This is a genomic window from Mesorhizobium sp. M1307 (assembly GCF_040318155.1).
Lineage (GTDB): Bacteria > Pseudomonadota > Alphaproteobacteria > Rhizobiales > Rhizobiaceae > Mesorhizobium.
This window is the reverse complement of the sequence record NZ_JAMYLR010000011.1, coordinates 90,947-113,348: the sequence shown is the minus strand read 5'-3', so window position 1 is coordinate 113,348 and position 22,402 is coordinate 90,947. Positions and strand designations below refer to the sequence as shown.

General features: G+C 61.8%; 21 protein-coding genes. 10 read left to right on the top strand and 11 right to left on the bottom strand.

Going from position 1 to position 22,402, the window contains the following annotated elements; translation table 11 throughout:
* The first annotated feature begins 53 nt into the window (after positions 1 to 53).
* From NKH16_RS15670 to pqqE, 7 genes are all read left to right on the top strand, one after another.
* Positions 54 to 578 (top strand): c-type cytochrome, methanol metabolism-related, encoded by a 525-nt coding sequence (locus NKH16_RS15670; protein ID WP_023678824.1) that lies wholly within the window; start codon positions 54 to 56, stop codon positions 576 to 578.
* Between the two features lies 1 nt (position 579).
* Complete coding sequence (locus NKH16_RS15665; protein ID WP_352900305.1) at positions 580 to 1,443, top strand: substrate-binding domain-containing protein; 864 nt, start codon at positions 580 to 582, stop codon at positions 1,441 to 1,443.
* Between the two features lie 188 nt (positions 1,444 to 1,631).
* Entirely contained in the window at positions 1,632 to 1,727 is a 96-nt protein-coding gene (locus NKH16_RS15660) for a pyrroloquinoline quinone precursor peptide PqqA (protein WP_101918690.1), read from the top strand.
* Positions 1,728 to 1,880: 153 nt separating this feature from the next.
* On the top strand, positions 1,881 to 2,819 hold the full coding sequence (gene pqqB / locus NKH16_RS15655) for a pyrroloquinoline quinone biosynthesis protein PqqB (RefSeq protein ID WP_352900303.1): 939 nt from the start codon (positions 1,881 to 1,883) through the stop codon (positions 2,817 to 2,819).
* Positions 2,816 to 3,574: a pyrroloquinoline-quinone synthase PqqC gene (gene pqqC, locus NKH16_RS15650; RefSeq protein ID WP_352744682.1), complete on the top strand. Its 759-nt coding sequence runs from the start codon at positions 2,816 to 2,818 to the stop codon at positions 3,572 to 3,574. Before pqqB ends, pqqC begins: the two co-directional genes overlap by 4 nt.
* The gene (gene pqqD / locus NKH16_RS15645) at positions 3,571 to 3,867 is read left to right on the top strand and encodes a pyrroloquinoline quinone biosynthesis peptide chaperone PqqD (RefSeq protein WP_352900300.1); all 297 of its coding nucleotides are present in this window, start codon (positions 3,571 to 3,573) and stop codon (positions 3,865 to 3,867) included. The genes pqqC and pqqD overlap by 4 nt, the downstream gene beginning before the upstream one ends.
* The gene (gene pqqE / locus NKH16_RS15640; protein ID WP_352900297.1) at positions 3,864 to 4,985 is read left to right on the top strand and encodes a pyrroloquinoline quinone biosynthesis protein PqqE; all 1,122 of its coding nucleotides are present in this window, start codon (positions 3,864 to 3,866) and stop codon (positions 4,983 to 4,985) included. Before pqqD ends, pqqE begins: the two co-directional genes overlap by 4 nt.
* A 21-nt stretch (positions 4,986 to 5,006) precedes the next feature.
* On the opposite strand, the gene fghA is transcribed toward pqqE, so the two are convergent.
* The 5 genes from fghA to NKH16_RS15615 form a co-directional block, all read right to left on the bottom strand.
* Positions 5,007 to 5,858, bottom strand: coding sequence for an S-formylglutathione hydrolase (gene fghA / locus NKH16_RS15635; protein ID WP_352450659.1), 852 nt, complete (start codon positions 5,856 to 5,858; stop codon positions 5,007 to 5,009).
* Between the two features lie 462 nt (positions 5,859 to 6,320).
* On the bottom strand, positions 6,321 to 7,775 hold the full coding sequence (locus NKH16_RS15630) for an aldehyde dehydrogenase family protein (protein ID WP_352900294.1): 1,455 nt from the start codon (positions 7,773 to 7,775) through the stop codon (positions 6,321 to 6,323).
* A complete protein-coding gene (locus NKH16_RS15625) occupies positions 7,772 to 9,046 on the bottom strand; it encodes an NAD(P)/FAD-dependent oxidoreductase (RefSeq protein WP_352900291.1) in 1,275 nt (424 codons plus the stop codon). Before NKH16_RS15625 ends, NKH16_RS15630 begins: the two co-directional genes overlap by 4 nt.
* 54 nt (positions 9,047 to 9,100) lie before the next feature.
* Positions 9,101 to 10,279 carry an alanine racemase gene (locus NKH16_RS15620; RefSeq protein WP_352900288.1) on the bottom strand — a complete coding sequence of 393 codons (1,179 nt, stop codon included), beginning with the start codon at positions 10,277 to 10,279 and terminating at the stop codon, positions 9,101 to 9,103.
* A gap of 11 nt (positions 10,280 to 10,290) precedes the next feature.
* Positions 10,291 to 11,328: a GNAT family N-acetyltransferase gene (locus NKH16_RS15615; RefSeq protein WP_352450655.1), complete on the bottom strand. Its 1,038-nt coding sequence runs from the start codon at positions 11,326 to 11,328 to the stop codon at positions 10,291 to 10,293.
* Between the two features lie 56 nt (positions 11,329 to 11,384).
* Here NKH16_RS15615 and NKH16_RS15610 point away from each other — a divergent pair, with 56 nt between their 5' ends.
* Complete coding sequence (locus NKH16_RS15610; protein WP_352900285.1) at positions 11,385 to 12,323, top strand: ornithine cyclodeaminase family protein; 939 nt, start codon at positions 11,385 to 11,387, stop codon at positions 12,321 to 12,323.
* 145 nt (positions 12,324 to 12,468) lie between these two features.
* Here the strand turns inward: NKH16_RS15610 and NKH16_RS15605 are convergent, their stop codons facing one another.
* The 6 genes from NKH16_RS15605 to NKH16_RS15580 all read right to left on the bottom strand — a co-directional run bounded on the left by NKH16_RS15605 (position 12,469) and on the right by NKH16_RS15580 (position 19,753).
* Complete coding sequence (locus NKH16_RS15605) at positions 12,469 to 13,800, bottom strand: NAD(P)/FAD-dependent oxidoreductase (RefSeq protein WP_502911704.1); 1,332 nt, start codon at positions 13,798 to 13,800, stop codon at positions 12,469 to 12,471.
* A 29-nt stretch (positions 13,801 to 13,829) separates the two neighbouring features.
* On the bottom strand, positions 13,830 to 14,708 hold the full coding sequence (locus NKH16_RS15600) for an ABC transporter permease (protein WP_352900281.1): 879 nt from the start codon (positions 14,706 to 14,708) through the stop codon (positions 13,830 to 13,832).
* 32 nt (positions 14,709 to 14,740) lie between these two features.
* Positions 14,741 to 15,691: an ABC transporter permease gene (locus NKH16_RS15595; protein ID WP_023678808.1), complete on the bottom strand. Its 951-nt coding sequence runs from the start codon at positions 15,689 to 15,691 to the stop codon at positions 14,741 to 14,743.
* 84 nt (positions 15,692 to 15,775) lie between these two features.
* On the bottom strand, positions 15,776 to 17,446 hold the full coding sequence (locus NKH16_RS15590; RefSeq protein WP_352900279.1) for a peptide ABC transporter substrate-binding protein: 1,671 nt from the start codon (positions 17,444 to 17,446) through the stop codon (positions 15,776 to 15,778).
* 23 nt (positions 17,447 to 17,469) lie between these two features.
* Positions 17,470 to 19,134, bottom strand: coding sequence for an ABC transporter ATP-binding protein (locus NKH16_RS15585; RefSeq protein WP_352900391.1), 1,665 nt, complete (start codon positions 19,132 to 19,134; stop codon positions 17,470 to 17,472).
* Positions 19,135 to 19,567: 433 nt separating this feature from the next.
* Complete coding sequence (locus NKH16_RS15580) at positions 19,568 to 19,753, bottom strand: hypothetical protein (protein WP_352900276.1); 186 nt, start codon at positions 19,751 to 19,753, stop codon at positions 19,568 to 19,570.
* A gap of 156 nt (positions 19,754 to 19,909) precedes the next feature.
* On the opposite strand from NKH16_RS15580, the gene NKH16_RS15575 reads away from it, so the two are divergent.
* Both NKH16_RS15575 and NKH16_RS15570 read left to right on the top strand, forming a co-directional pair.
* Positions 19,910 to 21,235 (top strand): NAD(P)/FAD-dependent oxidoreductase, encoded by a 1,326-nt coding sequence (locus NKH16_RS15575; RefSeq protein WP_352900273.1) that lies wholly within the window; start codon positions 19,910 to 19,912, stop codon positions 21,233 to 21,235.
* A gap of 84 nt (positions 21,236 to 21,319) precedes the next feature.
* Complete coding sequence (locus tag NKH16_RS15570) at positions 21,320 to 22,393, top strand: tartrate dehydrogenase (protein WP_352900270.1); 1,074 nt, start codon at positions 21,320 to 21,322, stop codon at positions 22,391 to 22,393.
* Positions 22,394 to 22,402: the final 9 nt, after the last annotated feature.

Sequence of the window (22,402 nt, the reverse complement as noted above, 5' to 3'; positions counted from 1 at the left end):
AATGCCGCTGCACGACGGCAGCCAGGTTTCTGGCAAACGAAGGAAGAGCCTGAATGATCGTTCGCATTGCAGTTTCCGCTCTCGCCCTGGTCCTGCTGCCTCTGGCCAGCTCAAGTCTGGTACGGGCCGAAGACAGCATGGAGAAAGCCAAGGCGGTGAAGCAAGAAGGAGGCAAATATTTAGATGCGGACGGAAATCCGACCTACAAGATCGAAAACGGAACCGTCGATTGGTACACGTTCAGCGGGTACCGCCGGTATCACTCAGATTGCCATGTCTGTCACGGACAGGACGCCACAGGTTCGAGCTATGCGCCTGCCCTAGCTAATAGCCTGAAGAACATGGATTACGCCACGTTCCTGTCGATCGTCGCCGAGGGCCGCAAGAATGTCGGCGGCGGCAAGGAAAACGTCATGCCTGCCTTTGGCGACAACAAGAACGTCTATTGTTACCTTGACGATCTCTACGTCTATCTGCGCGCGCGCGCCGATGGCGCGGCACCCCGCGGCAGGCCGCCCAAGCACGAAAACAAGGCTCAGGCAGCCAAGGATGCCGAAGCATCCTGCATGGGTGGATGATATGACCGGCTGCACTGCATCGAAGCTGCGCGTCGTTCTGCCGATCCTCGGCGCGCTCGCCTTGCTGCCGTCGAATGTTCTGGCGCAAAATGCCGGGCTTGGCGCTGCGGGCGAACTGGTCGATCCCGACATTCTGCGCGTCTGCGCCGATCCCTCGAACATGCCCTTTACCGACAAGAACGGCCAAGGCTTCGAAAACAAGCTGGCTGAACTGGTTGCCAAGAAGACGGGGCGGAAATCAGTCGCTTACACGTGGTTTCCCACTGTCACCGGCTTTGTGCGCAACACGCTGGGGGCCAATCGATGCGACATCATCATGGGCTACGCCCAAGGCGATGAACTGGTGCAGAACACCAACGCCTACTACCGCTCCGCCTATGTGCTCGTATACCCCAAAGGCAACGGCATGGAAGGCATCGAGACGATCGAAGACCCGAAACTTTCCGGCAAGAGAATCGGCGTCGTCGAAAGCACGCCGCCAACCGCCAACATGGCCGCCAACAAGCTTCTGCGGACCGCCAAGATCTACCCGCTGGCGGTGGATACGCGCGTCACCCCTTCCATGGGGGAGGTCATGATCAAGGACATGCTCGCCGGCAAGATCGACGCGGCGGTCCTGTGGGGGCCGATGGCGGGTTACTATGCCACGGAACTCGGAGCCGACGTCACCATTGTTCCGCTGCTGAAGGAAAAAACCGGCTCGCGCATGTCTTATCGCATCACCATGGGCGTACGTCCGTCCGACCAGGAATGGAAACGGACGCTCAACCGGGTGATCAGGGAAAACCAGGCGGAGATCACCAAGCTCCTGCTGGGTTACAATGTGCCGCTGATCGACGAGCACGACAATCCGATTACGCAATAGTTGTGATGGGTCAGGAGGAGGAGAGAAGACTACAGCTACTTTCGATAGTTTTGTTTTTCGGTCTTTCAAAACTTGTGTTCATTTGTCCATTTTGAGAACGTGATGGACGAGCCATTGCTTCGGTGCCCTGCAATGGTTGGCTAACCACCGGATCGGCCCCTTCGGGCTGGTAGAAGAGGAGAAATGTTATGAAGAAGAGCTGGACTAAACCGACCATGTGTCAGGTTGCTGCGGGCTTTGAAATTTCGCGCTATCTGCCTGCTGAAATTACTCCCAAGAAGTAGGCCGCAGAGGTGCGTGTCCCTGGCAACAGGGGCACGCATCCCCTTGCCGTATGGGATTTTCGTGAAAGAGTTTGAGGCGCGCAAAGTGGGCGGGCCGTTTTTTGCGGCTGCAAATTGGCTGTTGGTCAGAGAAGCCGCGGGGCGGGCGTTTTCATGCGCTTGAAAATCATCGGATCGGCGGCCGGCGGCGGCTTTCCGCAATGGAACTGCAATTATCGTCTGAGCCGTGCGGCTCGCTCCGGGGTAGCTGGTGTGCATTCACGAACCCAATCGAGTGTCGCCGCGTCGGCGGATGGGCTTGGCTGGGTTCTGTTCAACGCCTCGCCCGACATTCGCCAGCAGATCGCGGCAACGCCTGAATTGCAGCCCGCGCACGATGCGCCGCTGCGCTCGACACCTATTCGCGCGGTGGTGCTGACCAATGCCGATGTCGATCATGTGGCCGGCCTGCTCAGCCTGCGTGAGCGGCAGCCTTTCGCTATCTATGCAACGACACAGGTTCTGGCGACGCTGGAGGCGAATTCGATTTTCAATGTCCTCGATCCGGCGCTCGTGCCGCGACGCATCTTGCCGCCGGCGCAAGAACTGTCGATCTGCGACGCAGACGGCCACGACACCGGGCTGGCTGTCGAGAGCTTTCCCGTGCCCGGGAAGATAGCCCTCTATCTCGAAGAAAGAGGCCAGCCGGATGCCAATTTCAGCTCCGATGCCGGCGACACGATCGGCGTCCGTATCGCCGGTGCCGGCAGTCGCGGCTCCGTCTTCTACATCCCCGGCTGCGCCCGCATCGATGCGACCCTGCGCACGCGTCTAGCCGATGCCGCATGCCTTCTGTTCGACGGCACGGTCTTCGCCGACGACGAGATGATTGCTGCCGGCGTCGGCCAAAAGACCGGTGCGCGCATGGGGCATCTGGCAATGTCGGGAGACGCAGGGTCGATCGCCGGCTTGGCCGATGTGAGGATTGGCCGCCGTGTCTTCGTCCACATCAACAACACCAATCCTGTTCTGGACGAGAATTCTGCCGAGCATGCAGCAGTCGAAGCGGCTGGCTGGGAAGTGGCCCGCGACGGGATGGAGATGGACCTTTGAGTGATTTCCACGACGCAGCCAGCAACGGCCTGTCCTCAAGCGAGCTCGAAGCCGTGCTGCGGCAGGTCGGTGCCGAGCGCTATCACAACCGCCATCCTTTCCATCACAGGATGACGAGCGGTGCGCTGTCGAGGACCGAGATGCAGGCCTGGGCGCTGAACCGCTATTGCTATCAGGCTGTCATTCCGCGCAAGGACGCCATGATCCTCGCTCATGCCGAGGATCCGGCGTTTCGCGCCGCCTGGCGCAAACGCATCGAGGATCATGACGGCGAGGACGGCTGGAGCGGCGGTATTGCGCGCTGGTTGCACCTGGCGACCTCGCTCGGTCTCGATGCCGACGCGGTGAAGAGCGAGAGGCTGGCCCTGCCGGCGACACGTTTTGCGGTTGGCGCTTACCTCTCCTTTTGCACGAACCGGACCCTGCTGGAGGCGGTCGCGTCGTCGCTGACCGAGATGTTCTCGCCGCTCATCATCGGCGAGCGGGTACCCGCGATGCTGGCCAGATACGATTATATCACCGAGGACACGCTGGCCTATTTCACCCGACGGCCCGAACAGGCCTCGCGCGACGCCGACTTCGCCCTCGCCTATGTGCTCGAACGTGCCGACACGGCAGAACGCCAGCAGCAGGCGATCGATGCACTGGTGTTCAAATGCGATATACTCTGGGCCATGCTCGACGCGCTTCAACACGCCTATGGCGAGCCGGGCAATATCCCGCCCGGCGCCTTCCGCCCGGAGGCAACCCAATGATGGCACTGCGCGAAAGAGCCATAGTGTCGCTGCAGTCGGTTCCATCGCTGCCGAAGCACGTGCGCATACAGTATGACCCCGTGCGCCAGGCGTTCGCCGTGCTGTCGCCCGAAAAGGTGTTCTGGCCAAACGACATCAGCCTCGACATATTGCGCCGCTGCGATGGGCGGTCCACGGTCGGCCACATCATTGCCGGCCTTGCCGCAGATTATGATGCCGAACAGGAGGCTGTGGCGGCCGATGTCGTCGCCTTCCTGCAGGAATGGTCTGACAAGCTGCTGGTGAAGCTATGAGCGAGCCCCCTCTCCCCCCGATCGGCATGCTGGCGGAACTGACGCATCGCTGCCCGCTGCAATGCCCCTATTGTTCCAATCCGCTCGAATTGCTGAAGGCTAATCGCGAACTCGACACGCAGAGCTGGCTCGACCTATTCTCGCAGACGGCCGACCTTGGCGTTCTCCAGGTGCATCTGTCCGGCGGTGAACCGACGCTGCGTCGCGATCTCGAGCAATTGATCGCCGGGCTTTCGGCGCGCGGCGTCTACACCAACCTGATCACCGCCGGTGTCGGCATTGCGGATGGCCGCATCGAGGCATTTGCCGAAGCCGGGCTCGACCATCTGCAACTGAGCTTTCAAGGTGCACGGCCGGCGACCACCGAGCGCATCGGCAATCACAGGGGCAGCCACGAAAAGAAGCTGGAAACGGCACGCCGCACTCGCGCGGCCGGCTTGCCGCTTACCATCAACGCGCCGATCCATCGCCACAATATCGAGGAGGTACCGGAATTCATCGATCTGGCCCTTTCGCTGGGTGCGGAGCGTCTCGAGATCGCCAACGTGCAGTACGCCGGCTGGGCGCTAACCAATCGCGATCAACTGATGCCCGAGCGTGCTGCCGTCGACCGCCAGGCGGAGATCGTCGCGGCGGCGCGCGAACGGCTCACCGGCATCATGAACATCGATTTCGTCACGCCGGATTATTTCGCCATCTATCCCAAGCCGTGCATGGGCGGCTGGGCGCGCGACGCCTTCATGGTGACGCCAGACGGCACCGTACTGCCATGCCATGCCGCCCAGACCATACCGTCGCTCGGCTTCGAGCGTTTTGGATCACGCAGCCTGGCCGCGATCTGGACCGATTCCCCGGCATTTAATGCCTTTCGAGGCACGGACTGGATGCAGGAGCCCTGCCGCAACTGTGAGCGGCGCGAGATCGACTGGGGCGGCTGTCGCTGCCAGGCGATGGCAATCGCCGGCGATGCCGCCGCGACGGACCCGGCTTGCGCGAAATCGCCGATCCATGCGCGCATGGCAATGCTGATCGACGAGGCCCAGCGCGCTGCGACGGTTCCTTCGAAGGACGAACCATTCGTCTACCGGCGCATCGGCGTCGTCACCGAGCCCGCCTGACTGCCGACCTATTCCTACGGCCTACCCTCGTGAAAGCCGTTCGGCATGCCACGTCATATGGTCATGCATGAATGTCGAAATGAAAAAATAGGAGTGATCGTATTCGTCCTGCATCCGCAATTTCAACGGAATGCCTGCCTTGGAGCAGGCGTCTTCGAGCAGCCAAGGCCTGAGGCCCTCCTGGAGGAAACCGTCTGACGTTCCCTGATCGACCAGGAATTCCGGGAAACGGTGTCCATCCTCGATGAGCGAAGTGGCATCGTAGCGCCGCCACGAGGCCTCATCCAGGCCGAGATATTTTTCGAAAGCCGGCTTCGACCAGCCGGCTGTGCTTGGCTGCACGATCGGCGCAAAGGCCGAGCAACTTCTGAAACGCGCGGGATTGTTCAGTGCGATCGTCAGCGCGCCATGCCCGCCCATCGAATGGCCGAAGATCGACTGGCGCGCCATATCGGCGGGAAATTCGCGCCCGATCACGGCTGGCAGCTCCTCGACGATATAGGAATACATGCGATAGTTCTTGGCATACGGCTCTTGCGTCGCGTCGAGGTAGAAACCGGCGCCGCTGCCGAACTGCCAATTGTCCTTTTCATCCGGAATGTCGGCACCACGCGGGCTGGTGTCGGGACAGACAACGATCAAGCCAAGTTCGGCGGCAATACGTCTGTATTCGCCTTTTTCCATTACATTCGCATGGGTGCAGCTGAGCCCGGAGAGGTACCACACCACGGGGCAACGGCTTTCCCGTGCCTGCGGAGGCACGAAAATGGCAAACGTCATTTCGCACGAGCAGCTCGTCGAAAGATGAGAGTAAACATGCTGGGCGCCGCCATGCGACTTGGCAGTCGAGACGAGTTTCGGGTGCTCTGGCATATATTCTTCTCCACCAATTTTAACCGCCGACCGTAGGCTCTACGACATCAAGGGTGATCGCGGCAACCTTGGTGGGCCGGCTGGCGCGCGGGGCTCTTGATCGGAGCCGGGATGGCCTGCCTTCGCCGACCTTCTTGGCGCAGCAAGGCGCGAGAGGCCACTCGGTGGCGCAGCGTTGCCCAGCAAAGCCATACGGGCCAGGCTGGGCGATTGTTGACGATGCTGGCTATAACAAGGACGCAGTCACTGCGCAGGCATCGGCGATGCTTCCGGGACGCCGAACTCTGCGCAAATGCACTTGCCCTGGCTTTCAGTGGCGACAGCCGCTTCGACGCGGCTATGGCGGACGAGCACGCACGCGTCATCGCGTGGGCTCGCAGCAAGCGCGCCAGGGTACCGAGCAAGAACTTGTGAGCCGACGGCTATTCCCGACCGTCGAAAGCCACGGACAGGCCCCAGGGCCTAGAAATAGCCGAGTATGGATTTTACCTCGAGATACTCCAACATGCCCTCGATCCCATATTCGCGTCCGTTTCCGGACTGCTTGAAACCGCCAAACGGGGCGTGCGGATCCCAGGCCGGGTGGTTGAGATGCACCTGACCGGAGCGGATCCGCGAGGCCACGTCCCTGACGGCGTCCACATTCTGGCCCTGCACATGGGCCCCCAGACCGTAGACCGTGTCGTTGGCGATGGTGACGGCCTCCTCGATTGTGTCGTAGGGGATGATGCAGAGAACTGGCCCGAAGACCTCTTCCTGGGCAATGCGCATGGTCGTGCGCACGTCGGAAAAGATGGTCGGCCTCACATAGAACCCGACGTTCAGATCGTGCGCACGGCCCGGTCCGCCGGTGAGAAGCCTGGCGCCCTCAGAAATGCCGACGCCGATCATGGTTTGGATGCGGTCGAATTGGGCACGGTTTGCGATTGCACCATGAGTTGTGGCTTCGCAAAGCGGATCGCCAATGACGATCTGGGCTGCGGCCCTTTTGGCGATTGCCTCGATCTCGGAGAGCAGCGAGCGTGGCACGATCATGCGCGTCGGGGCGCTGCATGACTGGCCGAGATTGCGGAAGGCGGCGGCTACGCCCAGAGAAACGGCGCGATCGAGATCTGCGTCCGGCAGGATCACGTTCGGCGACTTGCCGCCCAGCTCCTGCGCGACACGCTTGACCGTCGTCGCTGCCGCCTGGGCCACCGCAATGCCCGCGCGGGTGGACCCGGTAATGGAGATCATGTCGACATCCGGATGGGAGGCGAGACCCATACCCACGCCTGGACCATCACCTTGCAGGAGGTTGAAAACCCCGGCAGGGAAGCCGGCTTCCTCGATTGCCTCGGCGAACAGCAGGGCGTCCAAGGGAGAAAGCTCACTCGGCTTCAGCACGACCGTGCAGCCTGCAGCGAGCGCCGGCGAAACCTTGGCGGTGATCTGGTAAAGTGGCCAGTTCCACGGAGTGATCAAGGCACAGACACCGATCGGTTCGTGGGTGACGGCGGTTTGCCCCCGTTGCTTGACGAAGCGAAAGTCTGTCAGCACATCGCGAGCGACCTTAACATGCGTGATCGCCAGCGGCACCTGGGCGCTGCGCGCATAGCCGATCGCCGCGCCCATTTCGAGGCTCAGGCATTGAGCCAGCAGTTCGCCGCGCGCCTCGAGCAGCGCTTGCAGGCGATCGAGCAGACCCGCGCGGTCTTCTGGCGTGGTCCGACTCCAGGAGGCGAATGCCCTGCGAGCCGCTGCAACGGCCGCGTCAACGTCCTCGCCATTTCCTAGCGGAAACTGGCTCACAACCTCTTCTGTGGCGGGATTGACGACGACGCCCGTCGCGGTGCCGCTCGGCTCAACCCATTGACCGTCGAAGAAGAACTTGTCCAGGTGGCCGTTGCGGGCCAGGTGTTCGAGGGGCGTCATCACCCTACAAGGTCCTTCATGCGGTAATAGGCGCCGAGAATCGGTAGGAACCAGGGGCGCCCGAAATAACCGGGGATCGCTGGCCAGTCGAAATCCTTCCAGGGATTGAGCTCGGGGCGCCCGTCCATGACGTCGGCCATGATGGTGCCCATCAACGTCGACATCTGGGTCCCGTGTCCGCTATAGCCCATCGAGTAATAGATGCCATCGCGCTCTCCGGCGCGCGGCAGGCGATCGCGGGTCATATCGACCATGCCGCCCCAGCAGTAGTCGATGCTGGTGCCGGCCAGTTCCGGAAAGACCTCGACCATCGCCGCCTTGAGTATCCGGCCGCTTTTTTCGTCGGATTGAGGGTTGGACACGGCAAAGCGCGCCCTCCCGCCGAACAGAAGGCGATTGTCCGGCGTGAGCCGCCAGTAGGCAACGAGATTGCGCGTGTCGACGACCATGCGCCCAGTCGGCATGAGACGCCTAAGGTGGTCGGGCGACAGCGGCTCGGTCACGATCAGAAATGCGCCGACCGGGATCATGCGCCGGCGGATCCAGCCGAGCGGGCCAACCTGGGAAATGCCGCTTGCCAACAGGACCTGCCGCGCGACGATCTTGCCCTTTGGCGTCGTTACCTCATGCACGCCTGAAACCTTGCGCATCGCCATGACGGGCGAGCGTTCATGGACCTCTGCGCCACGCCGGGCAGCGGCGGTCGCGAGGCCCCGGACGAACCGGCCGACATGCATGCCCGCGCTCTTGGGAAAGAGCAGCCCGCCATGGTAGCGGTTGGTGCCGACTTCGGTTCGCAGGTCCTCACGCGCAATCATCCTGGTGTCGGGATCGACATTGGCAGCCAGTAGTTCCTGGCTGCGCGCCAGCACGTCGTAGTGCTCGGGCTTGGCGGCAAGCTTGAGCTTGCCGACGCGGGAGAAGCTGCAGTCGATCTTCTCTTCCTGCACCAGCCGCTCGACCATATCGACGCCGGTGTCAAAAGCCTTGTAGAGCGCATTTGCGGCCGGCTTGCCGTGCTTGCCAGCCATGATTGCATAGTTCTGGGCAAAGCCGTTGTTGCACATGCCGCCATTGCGGCCGGACGCGGCATTGCCGATCGTTTCGGCCTCCAACATGGCAACCCGGGCGCCCTTTTTGGCAAGGGCCAGCGCGGCGGAGGAGCCGGTCAAGCCGCCGCCCACAATCGCCACGTCGTAGTGGCCTTCGAGCGGTCTGGACGACCCTTCATTGAACGGCTGAGACGTATCCAGCCAGTAAGAGGTAAACTTCATTTTCTTGACCACCAGTGTTGATTTGAGTGGGGCGACATCCGAGCGTAGTCGCGCCTACCAGCCGCGCATCCGCTCCCAACGCGCTTCAATCTTGGGGCTGTCCCCGTTGACAACGCTGTAGAAATCATGCTGGGCGGCCATCGCACACGCATGGTTGGGCAGAATGCGGACCCGAGTCCCGAGCGGCAACTCGGGCATGGACTTTCCAGAGCCGGCACGAATGGCGAGAATACCGTGTTCCTGGCTGGCCTGGGCCACGATCACATCTTCAAGCACCCGCCCCTTTTCGTCGCAGACCACGCCGTAACCCTGGTCGATCTGCTGGTTTGCGGTTCCCCGGTCGCGCGAAAGCGCCATCCATCCAGCGTCAACCAGCACCCATCCCTTTTCCGGCTTGGACCCGATCACCGTGGCCAATACGGAAATCGCGATGTCGTCGAGTTCGCACACCCCAACGCCGTGCTGGACCAGGTCGAAGAACATGTAGACCCCGGCGCGCAGCTCCGTGACCCCCTCAAGATTGCTGGCGAAATGCGCTGTCGGCGTCGAGCCGACGCTGACGATCGGGCAGGCATGGCCATGGGCGCGCAGGATTTCAGCGGCGCGCACCGTGGCTGAACGCTCGTTCTCGCCTGCCTTGACCAGCGCATCGGGCGTGTTCAAGCCATAGGATTCGCCTGCATGGGCGAGAACGCCGACGAGTTTGGCACTGGCCGCGACGACACTGCCGGCCACGTCGAGCAACTTCGGGTCGTCTGGCCTCAAGCCACCGCGATGGTCATCGCAGTCCAGTTCGATGAAAACAGATGGGGTCATACCGGTGGCTTCGCGGACGCTGGCCAGGGCATCGGCCTGCCCGACCGAATCGAGCAACAGCTTCACATCAGCGCCGGTGCGGCGACAAAGCTCCATGGCCCGCTTGGCCGAGGCCGGCGAGATGCCGACCGCGTAGGTCATGTCTCGAAAGCCATGGCCCGCGAAATACTCTGCCTCGGCGATGGTCGAGACCGTGATCGGACCGCGTTCGTGAAGGAACGCGTATCGGGCGACATCGATGCTCTTGGCCGTCTTCATATGCGGGCGCAGCACCACGCCAAGCTTCCTGGCGCGCTCAGCCAGACCCTTGATGTTGCGCTCGAGCCGCCCACGGTCGAGAAGCAGCGCCGGGGTGACCAAGGCGTCGATCGTCCTAGCCGTCTCGCTCACCGCCAGGTTTGCCGCCATCTTATTCATAGTCTCGTTTCCTAAGTGAACGACTGGTTTGCCAACGCATACATATGGGCTGGCCCCTCGGCGACGGGTCGTTGTCCTTTGACCATGGCGGTCGCAGTGCCGGACCGCTGCAGGCCAAGGCTCGCAAGCCAGTCGCCCAATCCATCCTCGGCATAGACGTCGATGCGAACGAATTGATTGTGAAGCTTCGAAAGCTGGGCCAGGATCAGAAGCCGCGCGTCGTGGTCGCTCTCGGCTGCACAAGGGCCGACGACATAGCCGCGGCCAAACCTCCTCGCGACAGCGTAGCCTGCAATCCGTCCCCTGCGCTCAATGACCAATGCGTTGCCCACATCGGCGAGCGCAGCCACCATCGGCAGCCGGGGCATGCCCGTGGCCCGTTCGTCGAAGGCCTGGATTGCCGCGAGGTCAGAGGCTGTCGCTTGACGGATGTCGTCGCGGGTACTCCGCGTCACGGCGACAGCCAGCGAGCCCTGGTGCTGAAGCACCGTGCCCCAGGCAGTGAAGCCGCGTCGCTTGTAGAGCGCCAGCCCCTCCTCGGTTGAGTTGAGCAGCAGGTTGCGACCGTGTGTCGCCTCAAGCAATCCATCAAAGAGCCGGGCGCCGTTGCCACCGCCTTGCGCGGACCCAGTAACTATGATCATCCCGGCCGAGGCATAGGACTGTCCGTAATACCAGGACATGGCCGTGCCAATCACCTGTCCTGCCCGCTCAAGGACCAGGCCATTGCCGACCATCAGGGCAAATTCCCAATCCTCCTGACGGTAGGGCCAGGCGATCTCCTGCGACAGCTTCAGTGCGCCCGGCAAATGGCGGGTTTCCAATTTCATCAGCTCGATCGGGGCGCTGACGACATCTCTGTCATGCTCAAAAGCCATAAGGTGCAACGCTGTCAGTTGATCCAGAATCGGATTGAAGTCGGATCTTAGAGTCGCGCCCGGCGGACAGATTTCGCTGCTGTTTTGCCCCTGCAAATCAGCGGTATTATTCGTTTTATGCAGTTCCTCGGCATGCCAAATCGTGCAAATCGGGCGAGGAATACCTGGCACCTTGAATCGCCGCTTCGTGGTTGCCCGCGATCGCCGATGCCCAGGAGGAATTTTGGATGATCTACATCAGCGAAGAGGAGTCAGCCGACCTCGTCACGCATGAACTTGCTTTCGAGGCGGCGCGCGAGGCTCTCGTGGCGGCAGCATCGCGGCAGAGCTGGGTCTTTCCGGCCGTTCTCGGGCGCACACAGGAGGTGACCAATACCTTCTCAATCAAATCCGGTTCGTCGGGCGAGCTGACCGGCGTGAAAATTGGCTCCTTCTGGTCGGGCAACCCGACACGTGGCCTTCCCCGCCACAACTCGACCATCGTGCTGCTCGATCAGCATACAGGTCGGCTCGGCGCCGTAGTCGAGGCCGGGAAGGTCAACGCCTACAGGACGGCCGCCGCCGACGCGGTTGCGGCCGATCTTCTTGCGCGCAAGCAAGCCAAGGTTCTGGCGATCTTCGGGGCCGGCAACCAGGCGAGCTTCGAAGTGATGGCGCTGGCACGCATCCGCCCAATCGAAACCGTGCTGGTCGTGGCCCGGCCTTCGCCGCGGCGCGACGCTTTTGTCGATCAGATCGGCGAAAGGGGACTGAAGGCGCGCGCTGCCTTGCCGGAAGAAGCCGTGCGCACGGCCGACATCGTGGTGACGGCGACACCCGCACGCGAACCGCTGTTCGATGCCGCTTGGGTGGGACCCGGAACCCATATCGTCAGCATCGGGTCGGATGCTCCGGGTAAACGCGAATTGCCGAGCGAATTATTTCCGAAGGCACGTCTGTTTTGTGATCTGCTTTCCCAGTCCGTCCAGATCGGCGAGTTCCAATACGTGCGCGACGAAATCGACGCCGGCATGCTCGCGGTAACACCAATCGGCGACGTTATTGAAAGGCGTGCGCTCGGCCGCCGCTTCGACAATGAGATCACGGTCTTCGACAGTTCCGGCATCTCCCTGCAGGACCTCTACATGGCCGACGCGCTGATCCGCGCAAAGGCGTCCCACCGCTGATCAGTTTCGCACCAGGCCCAGTCCCGACGGATTTTTCGACACTCTCCGGCAACAAGGTGACCTCGCGCGATCCTGCAGTCGTGTCAGCGGCGGGCGCGCCAAAGGGTTGCCCGCATGAACCACGGATCGCCCCGGATGTCGGCGACTAGCGTCTGGCGCGCCAGAAGGCGATACGGTCCTGCAACCGATAGCCCTGGATAATCGCCGGCATGAACCACGGATTGCCACGATAGAGCGGGACGGCCGAAGGCGGTCGAAAGTCGAACGCAGTGCGCGACTGCTCGCCATGCCCCATCAACTTGTGGGCCGCACGCATGCCAATCCAGGGCGCCCAGACCACGCCCGAACCGCAGAAGCCGGAGGCATAGACCACACCGCCCTTCTCGAAGATGCGGGGCAGCATGTCTCGGTTCATCGCCACGTTGCCGAACCAGCAATGCGAAAGGCGCACGTTCTCCAACTCCGGGAAAAGGTTCACCAGGCCCTTGCGAAGGAGAAGTTTCGGCGCCGCCGGATCGCCGACGCGGGAACTGTCACGGCCCCCCAGCAGGATACGTTTCCCGTCGGGCGAGGGACGATAATAGAAACCGAGTTGCCGGTTCTCGGTGATCGTCATCAGCTTCGGCATCAGCCGCGCCATGATATCGGGCGCAAGTTCTTCGGTCACGATGATCCGGCTGCGAACCGGAACCAGGCGGCGGCGGAGGAAGGGAGCGGCGCCGTCAGTATAGCCGTTGGTACAGACCAGAACCTGCCGTGCATCCACCGTCCCTGCCGAAGTCGCGACACGGAAGCCCGAACCGTTCCTCTCGATCGACTTGACCACTGTATGCGAATGAACCGTCAACCCGGATGCGAGCGCCACCCGCAGGAGCTCAGCATGGAATTTTGCGGGGTGCAGCCCGCCAATGTCCATCCGAACAGTCCCGCCGCGGTAGAAGTCGGTGCCGATATAATTTCGCTGCTCGGCATGCGGAACCGCGTAGGACTCGATCCCCAGTTTCTTCGCCAGCGTCTCGGCGCCCCGTGCCATCTTCTCATACTGTTCATATCCGAAAGCGCCTTTGAACTGGCCAACCTGTCGGAAGTCGCAGTCGAGCCCTTCGGTCTTGATGAAGTCGTAGAGGAATTCGCGTGCGACCTTGCCCTCGGCCTCGATCGCCATGGCCTTCTCTTCCCCAAAGCGCCGGGTGATCGTGGCATAGTCCGGCCGGATGGTCCCGCTCGTAATCCCGCCGTTGCGGGTGGAAGCACCCTCGCCCGGATTCATCGCATCAAAGGCTGCGACCGAGCGTCCTTCGCGCGCCAGCGCAAGCCCGGCCGAAAGCCCGGCATAACCGGCGCCGACAATTGCCACGTCAAGGTTCTTTGCGACCGGCTGCCGCGGCAGCGGCATGACGGGCGCTGCTTCCCACCAGTAGGGTGTGTTCTTGTCGGCGATATGAGGCTCTTGCACGTGGCTGACTTCTCGCTGCATTGCAGGGGTAATCTACGGTCGGTGAAACTTCAGATGTGGTCGTCTCGGACGTCGAGCGCATCACGCAGCCCGTCACCAATGAAATTGAAACTGGTTACCGCGATGGTGATTGCAGCTCCGGGAATGATTGCCAGCCAAGGTGCGCTGCCCAGATATTGCTGGGCGCCATTGAGCATGTTGCCCCAGCTGGGCAGTGGCGGCTGGATCCCGTACCCGAGGAAACTGATGTAGGCTTCCATGAGAATGGCGCGCGCGACCGTCAAGGTGGAAGCGACGATAATCGGCCCCATGGCGTTGGGCAGTATCTCGCGAAACATGATGTGGGTGCCGCTCAATCCCAGCATGCGCCCGGCCAGGACGAACTCGCGTTCGCGTAACGAGCGGACTTCCGCTTCGACTATGCGGGCAACCTCCATCCAACTGGTGAGAGCGATAATGACGGTGATCATCACAGGACTGGGCTTCAATGCGGCAGCCAGCGCCAGCAGCAGAAAGATCGATGGGAATGACAGGAATCCATCGACCGTGCGCATCAGCGTGGCCCCGACCCAGCCGCCGCGATAGCCAGCAATTACGCCGACCAGGGTGCCGATGAGTGTCGACAAAACCATGGCAAAGAAACCGACCAGCAGCGAGATTCGTCCCGCCATCAAAAGCCTTGCCGCCACGTCGCGGCCAAGCGGATCGGTACCTAGAAAGTGGTAGCCCGTCAGCGGAGGGGCAAAGCGGGCCCGCAGATCGATGTACAGTGAGTTATAAGGCAGGAGATGGGGGCCGAGGACGCAAGCGAGGCTCAGGAAGATGATCATCGCCAACCCGAGCAGCGCCAAGCGATGCCGCATGAAACGACGTGCCGCGCGGTTGTTTCTCCATCGGCTTGGAGCTGCATTTGCGGTGAAAGCGGTCATATCGGCTGTCTCCTGTCGGGGAAGTTGCGCGCTCAAGCCAGACGAATGCGCGGATCGACAATAGCGACGACAATGTCGGCGATCAGGTTTCCAAGCAGAACGAGGATGGCGGAGAACATCAGCAGCCCCATCACAACCGGATAGTCGCTGTAACCAAGGCTATCGAGGAACAACCGTCCCATTCCTGGCCAGGTAAAGACGGTTTCGGTCACGAGCGCGCCAGTGAGGACACTGGGAAGCTGCATCCCGGCCAAGGTAATCATCGGCAAAAGTGCGTTGCCGACGACATGCTTCATCAGAATCCGGCGTTCACTCAACCCCTTGGCCCGAGCCGTCTTGACGAAGTCCTGGCTAATGGCGTCGAGAGTGGCCGTCCGCATGTAGCGGCTCCAGATCGCGACATGGACCAGCGACAGCACGATACTTGGCAGGATCAGATGGTGGAGGTAGCCCAGGATCGAGGCGTCGCCGATCTCGGACATATTACCCGCAGGCAGCCAACCCAACTTCAGGGAAAAGACGTAGATGCCGACGAGTCCGAACCAGAAGGTGGGGACCGACAACGCAACCATGGCCCCGACAGTTGCAAGATAATCGAACAGCGAGTAGCGGCGCGTGGCGCCTCGGATTCCAATCCAGGCGCCAATGGAGATCGCAATTGCGGTTGAGGACCCCATCAGCAGCAGCGTGGCAAAGAGATGGCTGCCGATCACCTCCAATACCGGCGCTCCGTCGCGGAAGGAGTGCCCCCAGTCGCCCCGCACCAGCCGCCATGCCCAGTCCAAATATTGGATCCATATGGGTCGATCGAGGCCCAGCAGCCCCTTGAGACGCTCGATATCCTGCTGGGTCATTCCGGGATCGAGCCCGAATTGCGCCAGCGGGCCGCCGGGAAGGAGGTTCAGAATGCCGAAGCCGATGATCGAAACGATCACAAGCAGCACCAGGCTCTGCGAGAGGCGATTGAGCAGGAAGCCGCGCATTCGAGTCCCTCCATTGTGGGTTGATGATTTTAGTCTGTTGCCGCCGCCGCGGCGGAATCGGCGGGGCGGCGGCAACTGCGCGGATTAGGCCTTCCACTGCCAGGCTGCGGCATCCCACGACGCGGTGCGGGTGTTGGCGTTGGGCTCGAAGCCGTCCAGCCCTTTCTTGCGCCCGAGGACGATTGTGTACGCGAACAGCGGCAGGAAGGGCAGATCATGGCGCACCACCTCCTGCACGCGATTATAGATCCCGCGTCGTTCTTCCGGATCGAAGCTGCGAGCGCCCTTTTCGAGCAGGGCATCGACCTCAGGGTTGGAATATTGCCCGGTGTTCGAACCGTGTCCGCCTTGAGCGGCGATTGCCTTCGTATGGAGCCGGTTTGTGGCGTCGGGGTCGGCGGCAATCAGATAGGTGACGCCCACCATGGCGGTGTCGAATTGCGACTTCAGCCAGAACTCGCCCCACATAACTGCAGCCGGCAAATTCGAGATCGTCATCTCGACGCCGATCTCGGCAAACGTCTGCTGCAGGAACTGCTGCGTCTGCTCGCGGAGGTTGTTGCCAGAAGTTGTCGAGTTGGAGAAGGACAGTCGCACCCCATCCTTGGCGCGGATTCCATCCGGCCCCGGCGCCCAGCCGGCCTCATCAAGGATTTGGCGCGCCCGATCCAGATTGAACTCCTGAACCGGCAGGTTCGGGTCGTAGTAGTAGGACTCCTTCGGCATGAAGGTCTCGGTGAGAGTGCCCACGCCGTAATAGATCGTGTCGACGATCGCTTTCCTATCCAAGGCGGCGTAGAGCGCCTGGCGCACTGCCAACTCCTTGAACTGCGGGCGGCCCAAATTGAGGTAGATCGACTCCAGGGATGACCCGGTCTCAAGTGTCACCACGCGGTCTGCTAGTTCGCGGGCTTCAGTATAATGGTCGGCGGTGATGTACGACTGATCGACCAGGTCCACGTCGCCGCTCTTGAATTGCGTGTAGAGCACCGTCATGTCGGGGATGTATTTGAAGATGAGCTGCTCGACATAGGGGCCTTCGCCCGCGTACTCAGGATTGGCGACGAGCTCGATGTGATCACCTGCGACGCGCTGGCTCCATTTGAATGCGCCGGTGCCGACCGGCGCCTGGTTGAAGGCGGCTGTGTTCGGATCGGCCTCTTTCTCCAGAATGTGCTTGGGCACGATGAACGTTTCGGCCAAGAACGAAAGATAGGGCGCAAAAGCCTCCTTCATCCCCCATGTGATCTCGGTGGGCGAAACCACTGTGATGTCCTGCACGAGCGAATGGCCGCTCGTGCGCCAAGCGCGAAACTTCGGGTTCGTGATGAGTTCAAGGGTGAATTTCACGTCCTCGGCCGTGAAGGGCTCACCGTCGTGCCAGCGGGCATTGTCACGCAACCGGATGCGCCAGTTGAGACCGTCCTCCGAAATGCCGCCGTTCTTTTGGCTTGGCACCTCGGCTGCGAGGTTTGGATGTAGGCCACCTTGGGGATCCATGCGGACCAGCGCGTCGAAAACCGAGAAATGGACCGCGTCATCGACTTCGATATGCGCCATCAGCGGATTGAACACGGTCGGCTCTTGGGAGAGGCCGACGATGACGCGACCGGCCGGGCCTGCAGGAGGGGTCTTGGCGAAGGCGGGCTTGCCCAACAGATTGGGCGCGATGAGGCCTGCAGCCCCACCTATCGCCATCAGTCGCAGCGCTTCGCGCCTCGAGTAGTTGGACGTAGTCGATGAATTTTTGGTCATGGTAGTTCCTCTCTTGTTATTTCTTATGCGTTTGCTGCTACTGGACGGGCATTGCCCGGCCGCTCTCCTGGAATTGCCGCTACCAGTTGGCGGGTGTAGGCTGCCTGCGGGTTCAGGAATATTTGCGAGGGCGGCCCGCGCTCGACGATCCGGCCCTTCTGCATCACCGCGATTTCGTCGCAGATCTGGCTGGCGACGCGCAGGTCGTGCGTGATGAAGACCATTGACACGCCCGTCTCGCGCTGGATCTGGTCCAGAAGCTGCAGGATCTGCGCCTGGATCGACACGTCGAGTGCGGAGACCGCCTCGTCGGCAATCAACAGCTTCGGCTTGAACATCAGCGCACGAGCGATGCCGATGCGCTGGCGTTGCCCACCCGAGAACTCGTGCGGGTAGCGGCCAAAAGCGCCGGCATCGAGACCGACATGTGCCAGAAGTGCACGCGCTTTATCGCGCGCTTGAGCATAAGGCATCCCGTGCGCCACCGGACCTACCGTCATGATGTGGCCGACCGTCGAGCGTGGATTCAGAGAAGCGAAGGGATCCTGGAAGATCATCTGGATCCGCGGTCGAAGCGGGCGGAACTTCGCTTCGGAAAGCTTGGCTATGTCACAGCCCTCGAACAAGATCCCGCCGCCGTCACTGTCCAGCAGCTTGATCAGGAGCCGGCCCAGCGAGGATTTCCCCGAACCGCTCTCGCCTACGACCCCCAGCGTGCGGCCGGGCGCCAGTTCGAACGACACCTCGTTGACCGCTGTCACAACTCGTTGCGCGCCGAACAGCGCGCTGCCGGCGCGATAGGTCTTCACCAGACCCTCAACCTTCAGGATCGGCTCCTTGCTGGCAGCCTCCGGACGAGGGCGATCTTCGCCGGTCAAATGCGGTACGGCTGCAATCAGGCGCTGGGTATAAGGGTGCTTGGGCGACTTCAACACCTGTTCGGCGCTGCCTTGTTCGACGACATGGCCCTTTTCCATCACCACGACGCTGTCGGCGATCTCGGCCACCACGCCGAAATCGTGGGTGATGAACATCACGCTCATGCCCTTGCGCCGCTGAATGTCACGGATTAGTTGCAGGATCTGAGCCTGGGTGGTGACGTCGAGCGCGGTGGTTGGTTCATCCGCAATCAGCACCGTCGGCTCGAGCGCCAACGCCATGGCGATCATGACGCGCTGCCGCTGCCCGCCCGAAAGCCGGAAAGGGTACTGGTGATACATGAGTTCGGGATCTGGCAGGCCTACTTCAGTGAGCAGCTCGATAGCGCGGTTTCGACAGATTTGTGGCGTGCCGAAGCCATGCGCGGCCATGACCTCGTCAATCTGCGCGCCCACCGTCATCAGGGGATTGAGCGCCGAGAGCGGGTCCTGAAAGATCATCGACACGACCCGTCCACGCAGGTTGCGCAGCTTGTCGGGCGACATGCCGATGATGTTTATCCCCTCCAGCTGGATTATTCCCGATGAGAGGCGGATCACCTTGGGCAGTAGCCCCATGATCGCGTTCGCCGTGACCGACTTACCCGATCCGGACTCGCCTATGATGCAAAGTATCTGGCCGCGTTTCAGATCGAAGGAAATGTCCTTGACAGCATGGGTCCGTTCCATGCCTTGCGGCAAATTCACCGTGAGGTCGCGCACCGAAAGCGCCACATCGTGGGGGGCTACAGCCTGGATGCTTGCGACCATCGAGATCACCTCCCCTTTCAACCGAGCGCGTCCACCCTGTTGCGGACCGCTTCATCGCCCTTTGAGCAGAAGCGCCTCACCGTAGCGGCCGTAGTCTGGCCTTCTCGGCGCTTCGCGCGCTGAGTCTGCGAGAGACGGGTTCTGCTCATCCTGGCGGTTCCCTTATGAAATCCGGTCCGTGTACCGGACTCTGTTCCCTTTTTTCTTGGAGAACTCTCCGAAGGGGCAAGCCCTGCCTGTCGGATGTCCTCTGGAGCCTGCCTACCATAAGGAAGGGTTGCTCCGTTCTTCCCGCCAGTTTGACTGTTCTGTTTCCGCAGAGTCTTCGAAACTTGGCCCTCGCGCGGCAGGAACTTCTGAAAAGAACATCCAGTTCGGCATTTCACTCTGTTCCCGTTTCGGCGCGGAAACCGGGATCAGGCAACCATATCCTTCATCCGGCAATACGCGCCCAAGAGGGATAGGACCAAGGCCTTCCGGTGTACATCGGCACATGTGCAGGCCAGCCGCCGAGCGGATTGGTGACCGTGCGGCCCATCACAATGTCGGCCAAGGCGCTGCCGATCAAGGTCGACGACTGCGCCGTGTGCCGCTTATACCGCAGATGACGCGACTGCATGAAGTGTACTCCTGCTTGGCTCGCAGCGAGCTTTTCGCGCAATAATTGCCTGTCCTGGAGGCTGCTAAACGCAGGAAATTCCGTCCAGGCACAAACTCCGCAGCCTGCCTCTGCGGGCGGCAGGTTAGGATGCTTCAAATTACCGGAGTCCCATCCATGCCCGCGCCGCTCATGCACATCGACTGCAGCCATTCCCTCCCTCGCGAGGCGGACGTCGTCGTTATCGGCGGCGGCGTGGTGGGCGTGTTCAGCGCATACTATCTGGCGCGCCGCGGCCTCAAGGTCGCCCTGGTCGAGAAGGGGCGCATCGCGGCCGAGCAGTCCAGCCGCAACTGGGGCTGGTGCCGCCAGCAGAACCGCGATGCGCGCGAGCTGCCGATGGCGACCAAGAGTCTCGACCTCTGGGAGAAGGTGGCACAGGAGACCGGCCAAGACACCGGCTTTCGCCGCTGCGGGCTCCTCTATCTCTCACAAGACGAAAATGAGCTGGCAGGCTGGGCGAAGTGGCGCGATTTTGCGAGAACGGTCGGGATCACCACGCACATGCTGAGCGCGGAAGAAGCCACCGAACGGGGCAAAGCGACGGGCCGCAAATGGAAAGGTGGCGTGTTCTCGCCAACTGACGGAACGGCGGATCCTTCTAAGGCAGTGCCGGTTGCGGCGCGCGGCATCATGGCGGCGGGCGGCACCGTACATCAGCATTGCGCGGCGCGCGGGCTGGAATTGAGCGCCGGCCGGGTGAGCGCTGTGGTGACCGAAGCGGGCACCATCCATACAAAGACTGTTGTCATGGCCGGGGGCGCGTGGGCTTCTTCCTTCTGCAACCAGCTTGGTGTGCGTTTCCCGCAAGCTGCCGTGCGTTCGTCCATTCTGGCCGTGGCACCCGGCGCAAGCAGCCTGCCGGATGCCCTGCATACCACGCGCGTCTCTCTGACGCGGCGTAGCAACGGTGGATACGCGCTGGCGATCAGCGGGCGGGCGCGTGTCGATCCAACGCCGCAGCAGTTCAGGTTCGGCCGCGAGTTTGTACCTATGTTCGCCCGCCGGTGGCGCAATCTCGCCCCGGGCGCCTTAGAGGGCTGGCGTCAAGGCCATGAAAACCTGCGCAAATGGGCCCTCGACGAGATCACGCCAATGGAACGGAACCGCATTCTCGACCCGAAGCCCGACATGGGACAGATTCGGCTGACATATCGAAGAGCCTGCGAGTTGATCCCCGAACTCCAACGCGTCGCGATCTCCGATGTGTGGGCGGGTTATATCGACAGTACACCCGATGGCATTCCCGCAGTCGGCGAAGTGGAGGGGATTCCGGGCTTCATCCTGGCGGCGGGATTCAGCGGTCACGGCTTCGGGATTGGCCCCGGCGCGGGGCATATGATCGCCGACATCATTACAGGCAGCGAGCCTATCGTCGATCCGCGTCCTTATAGGCCCGAGCGCCTGAAGACTGCTGCGTGGGGCAAGGTCGCTGAATTCTGAGAAGACCGTCTTGCCAACATACAATCGATCGCACACGAGATTGAGGTCACCAGGCGGCCAGCACCAAAAAACAGGGAAGTGACGATGCGCGAATATGAGATTGCCGCCATTCCGGCCGACGGGATCGGCCCAGAGGTGATTGCCGCAGGTCTCCAGGCGCTTGAGGCGCTGCAGCAGCGCTGCGGCGACTTCAAGCTGCGCCTCCAGCACTTCGACTGGGGCTCAGACTATTACAAGGTCCATGGTCGGATGATGCCCGAAGATGGGGTGGCGCAACTGAAGCGCTTCGACGCCATCTTCTTTGGCGCGGTGGGCGCCCCCGATCTGCCTGACGACATCACGCTCTGGGGCCTCCGGCTGCCAATCTGCCAAGGCTTTGATCAGTACGCCAACGTGCGGCCGACCAGGATATTGCCCGGGATTGTTTCGCCGCTGGCGGGCGTTGGCCCTGGCGATCTGGATTGGGTGATCGTGCGGGAGAATTCCGAGGGCGAGTATTCGGGCCACGGCGGCCGCGCCCATCGCGGACTCCCCGAGGAGGTCGGAACCGAGGTCGCGATCTTCACGCGCGTCGGCGTCACCCGCATCATGCGCTATGCATTCCGGCTGGCGCAGTCACGGCCGCGAAAGCTCCTGACAGTGGTTACGAAATCTAACGCGCAGCGTCACGGCATGGTAATGTGGGACGAAATCGCAGCCGAGGTGGCGCGGGAATTCCCGGACGTCGCGTGGGACAAGATGCTAGTCGATGCTATGACAGTGCGTATGACGTTGAAACCTCGTAGCCTCGATACGATCGTCGCCACCAATCTTCACGCCGACATATTGTCGGACCTTGCAGGCGCGCTCGCGGGCAGTCTCGGCGTTGCACCGACCGCCAACATTGATCCCGAGCGGCGCTATCCCTCGATGTTCGAGCCAATTCACGGCTCGGCATTCGACATCGCCGGCAAAGGTATTGCCAACCCGGTCGCCACCTTCTGGACCGCTGCCCAGATGCTCGAACATCTGGGCGAGAGCGCAGCGGCGGTGCGGTTGATGAGCGCTGTGGAAGCGGTGACGAGTGAAGGCGTGCTGACGCCGGACGTAGGAGGGACAGCGACCACGCAGGAGGTGACGGACGCCGTCTGTCGGGCGATCCGCGGTTCGAACCTGTGACAGGTTTCC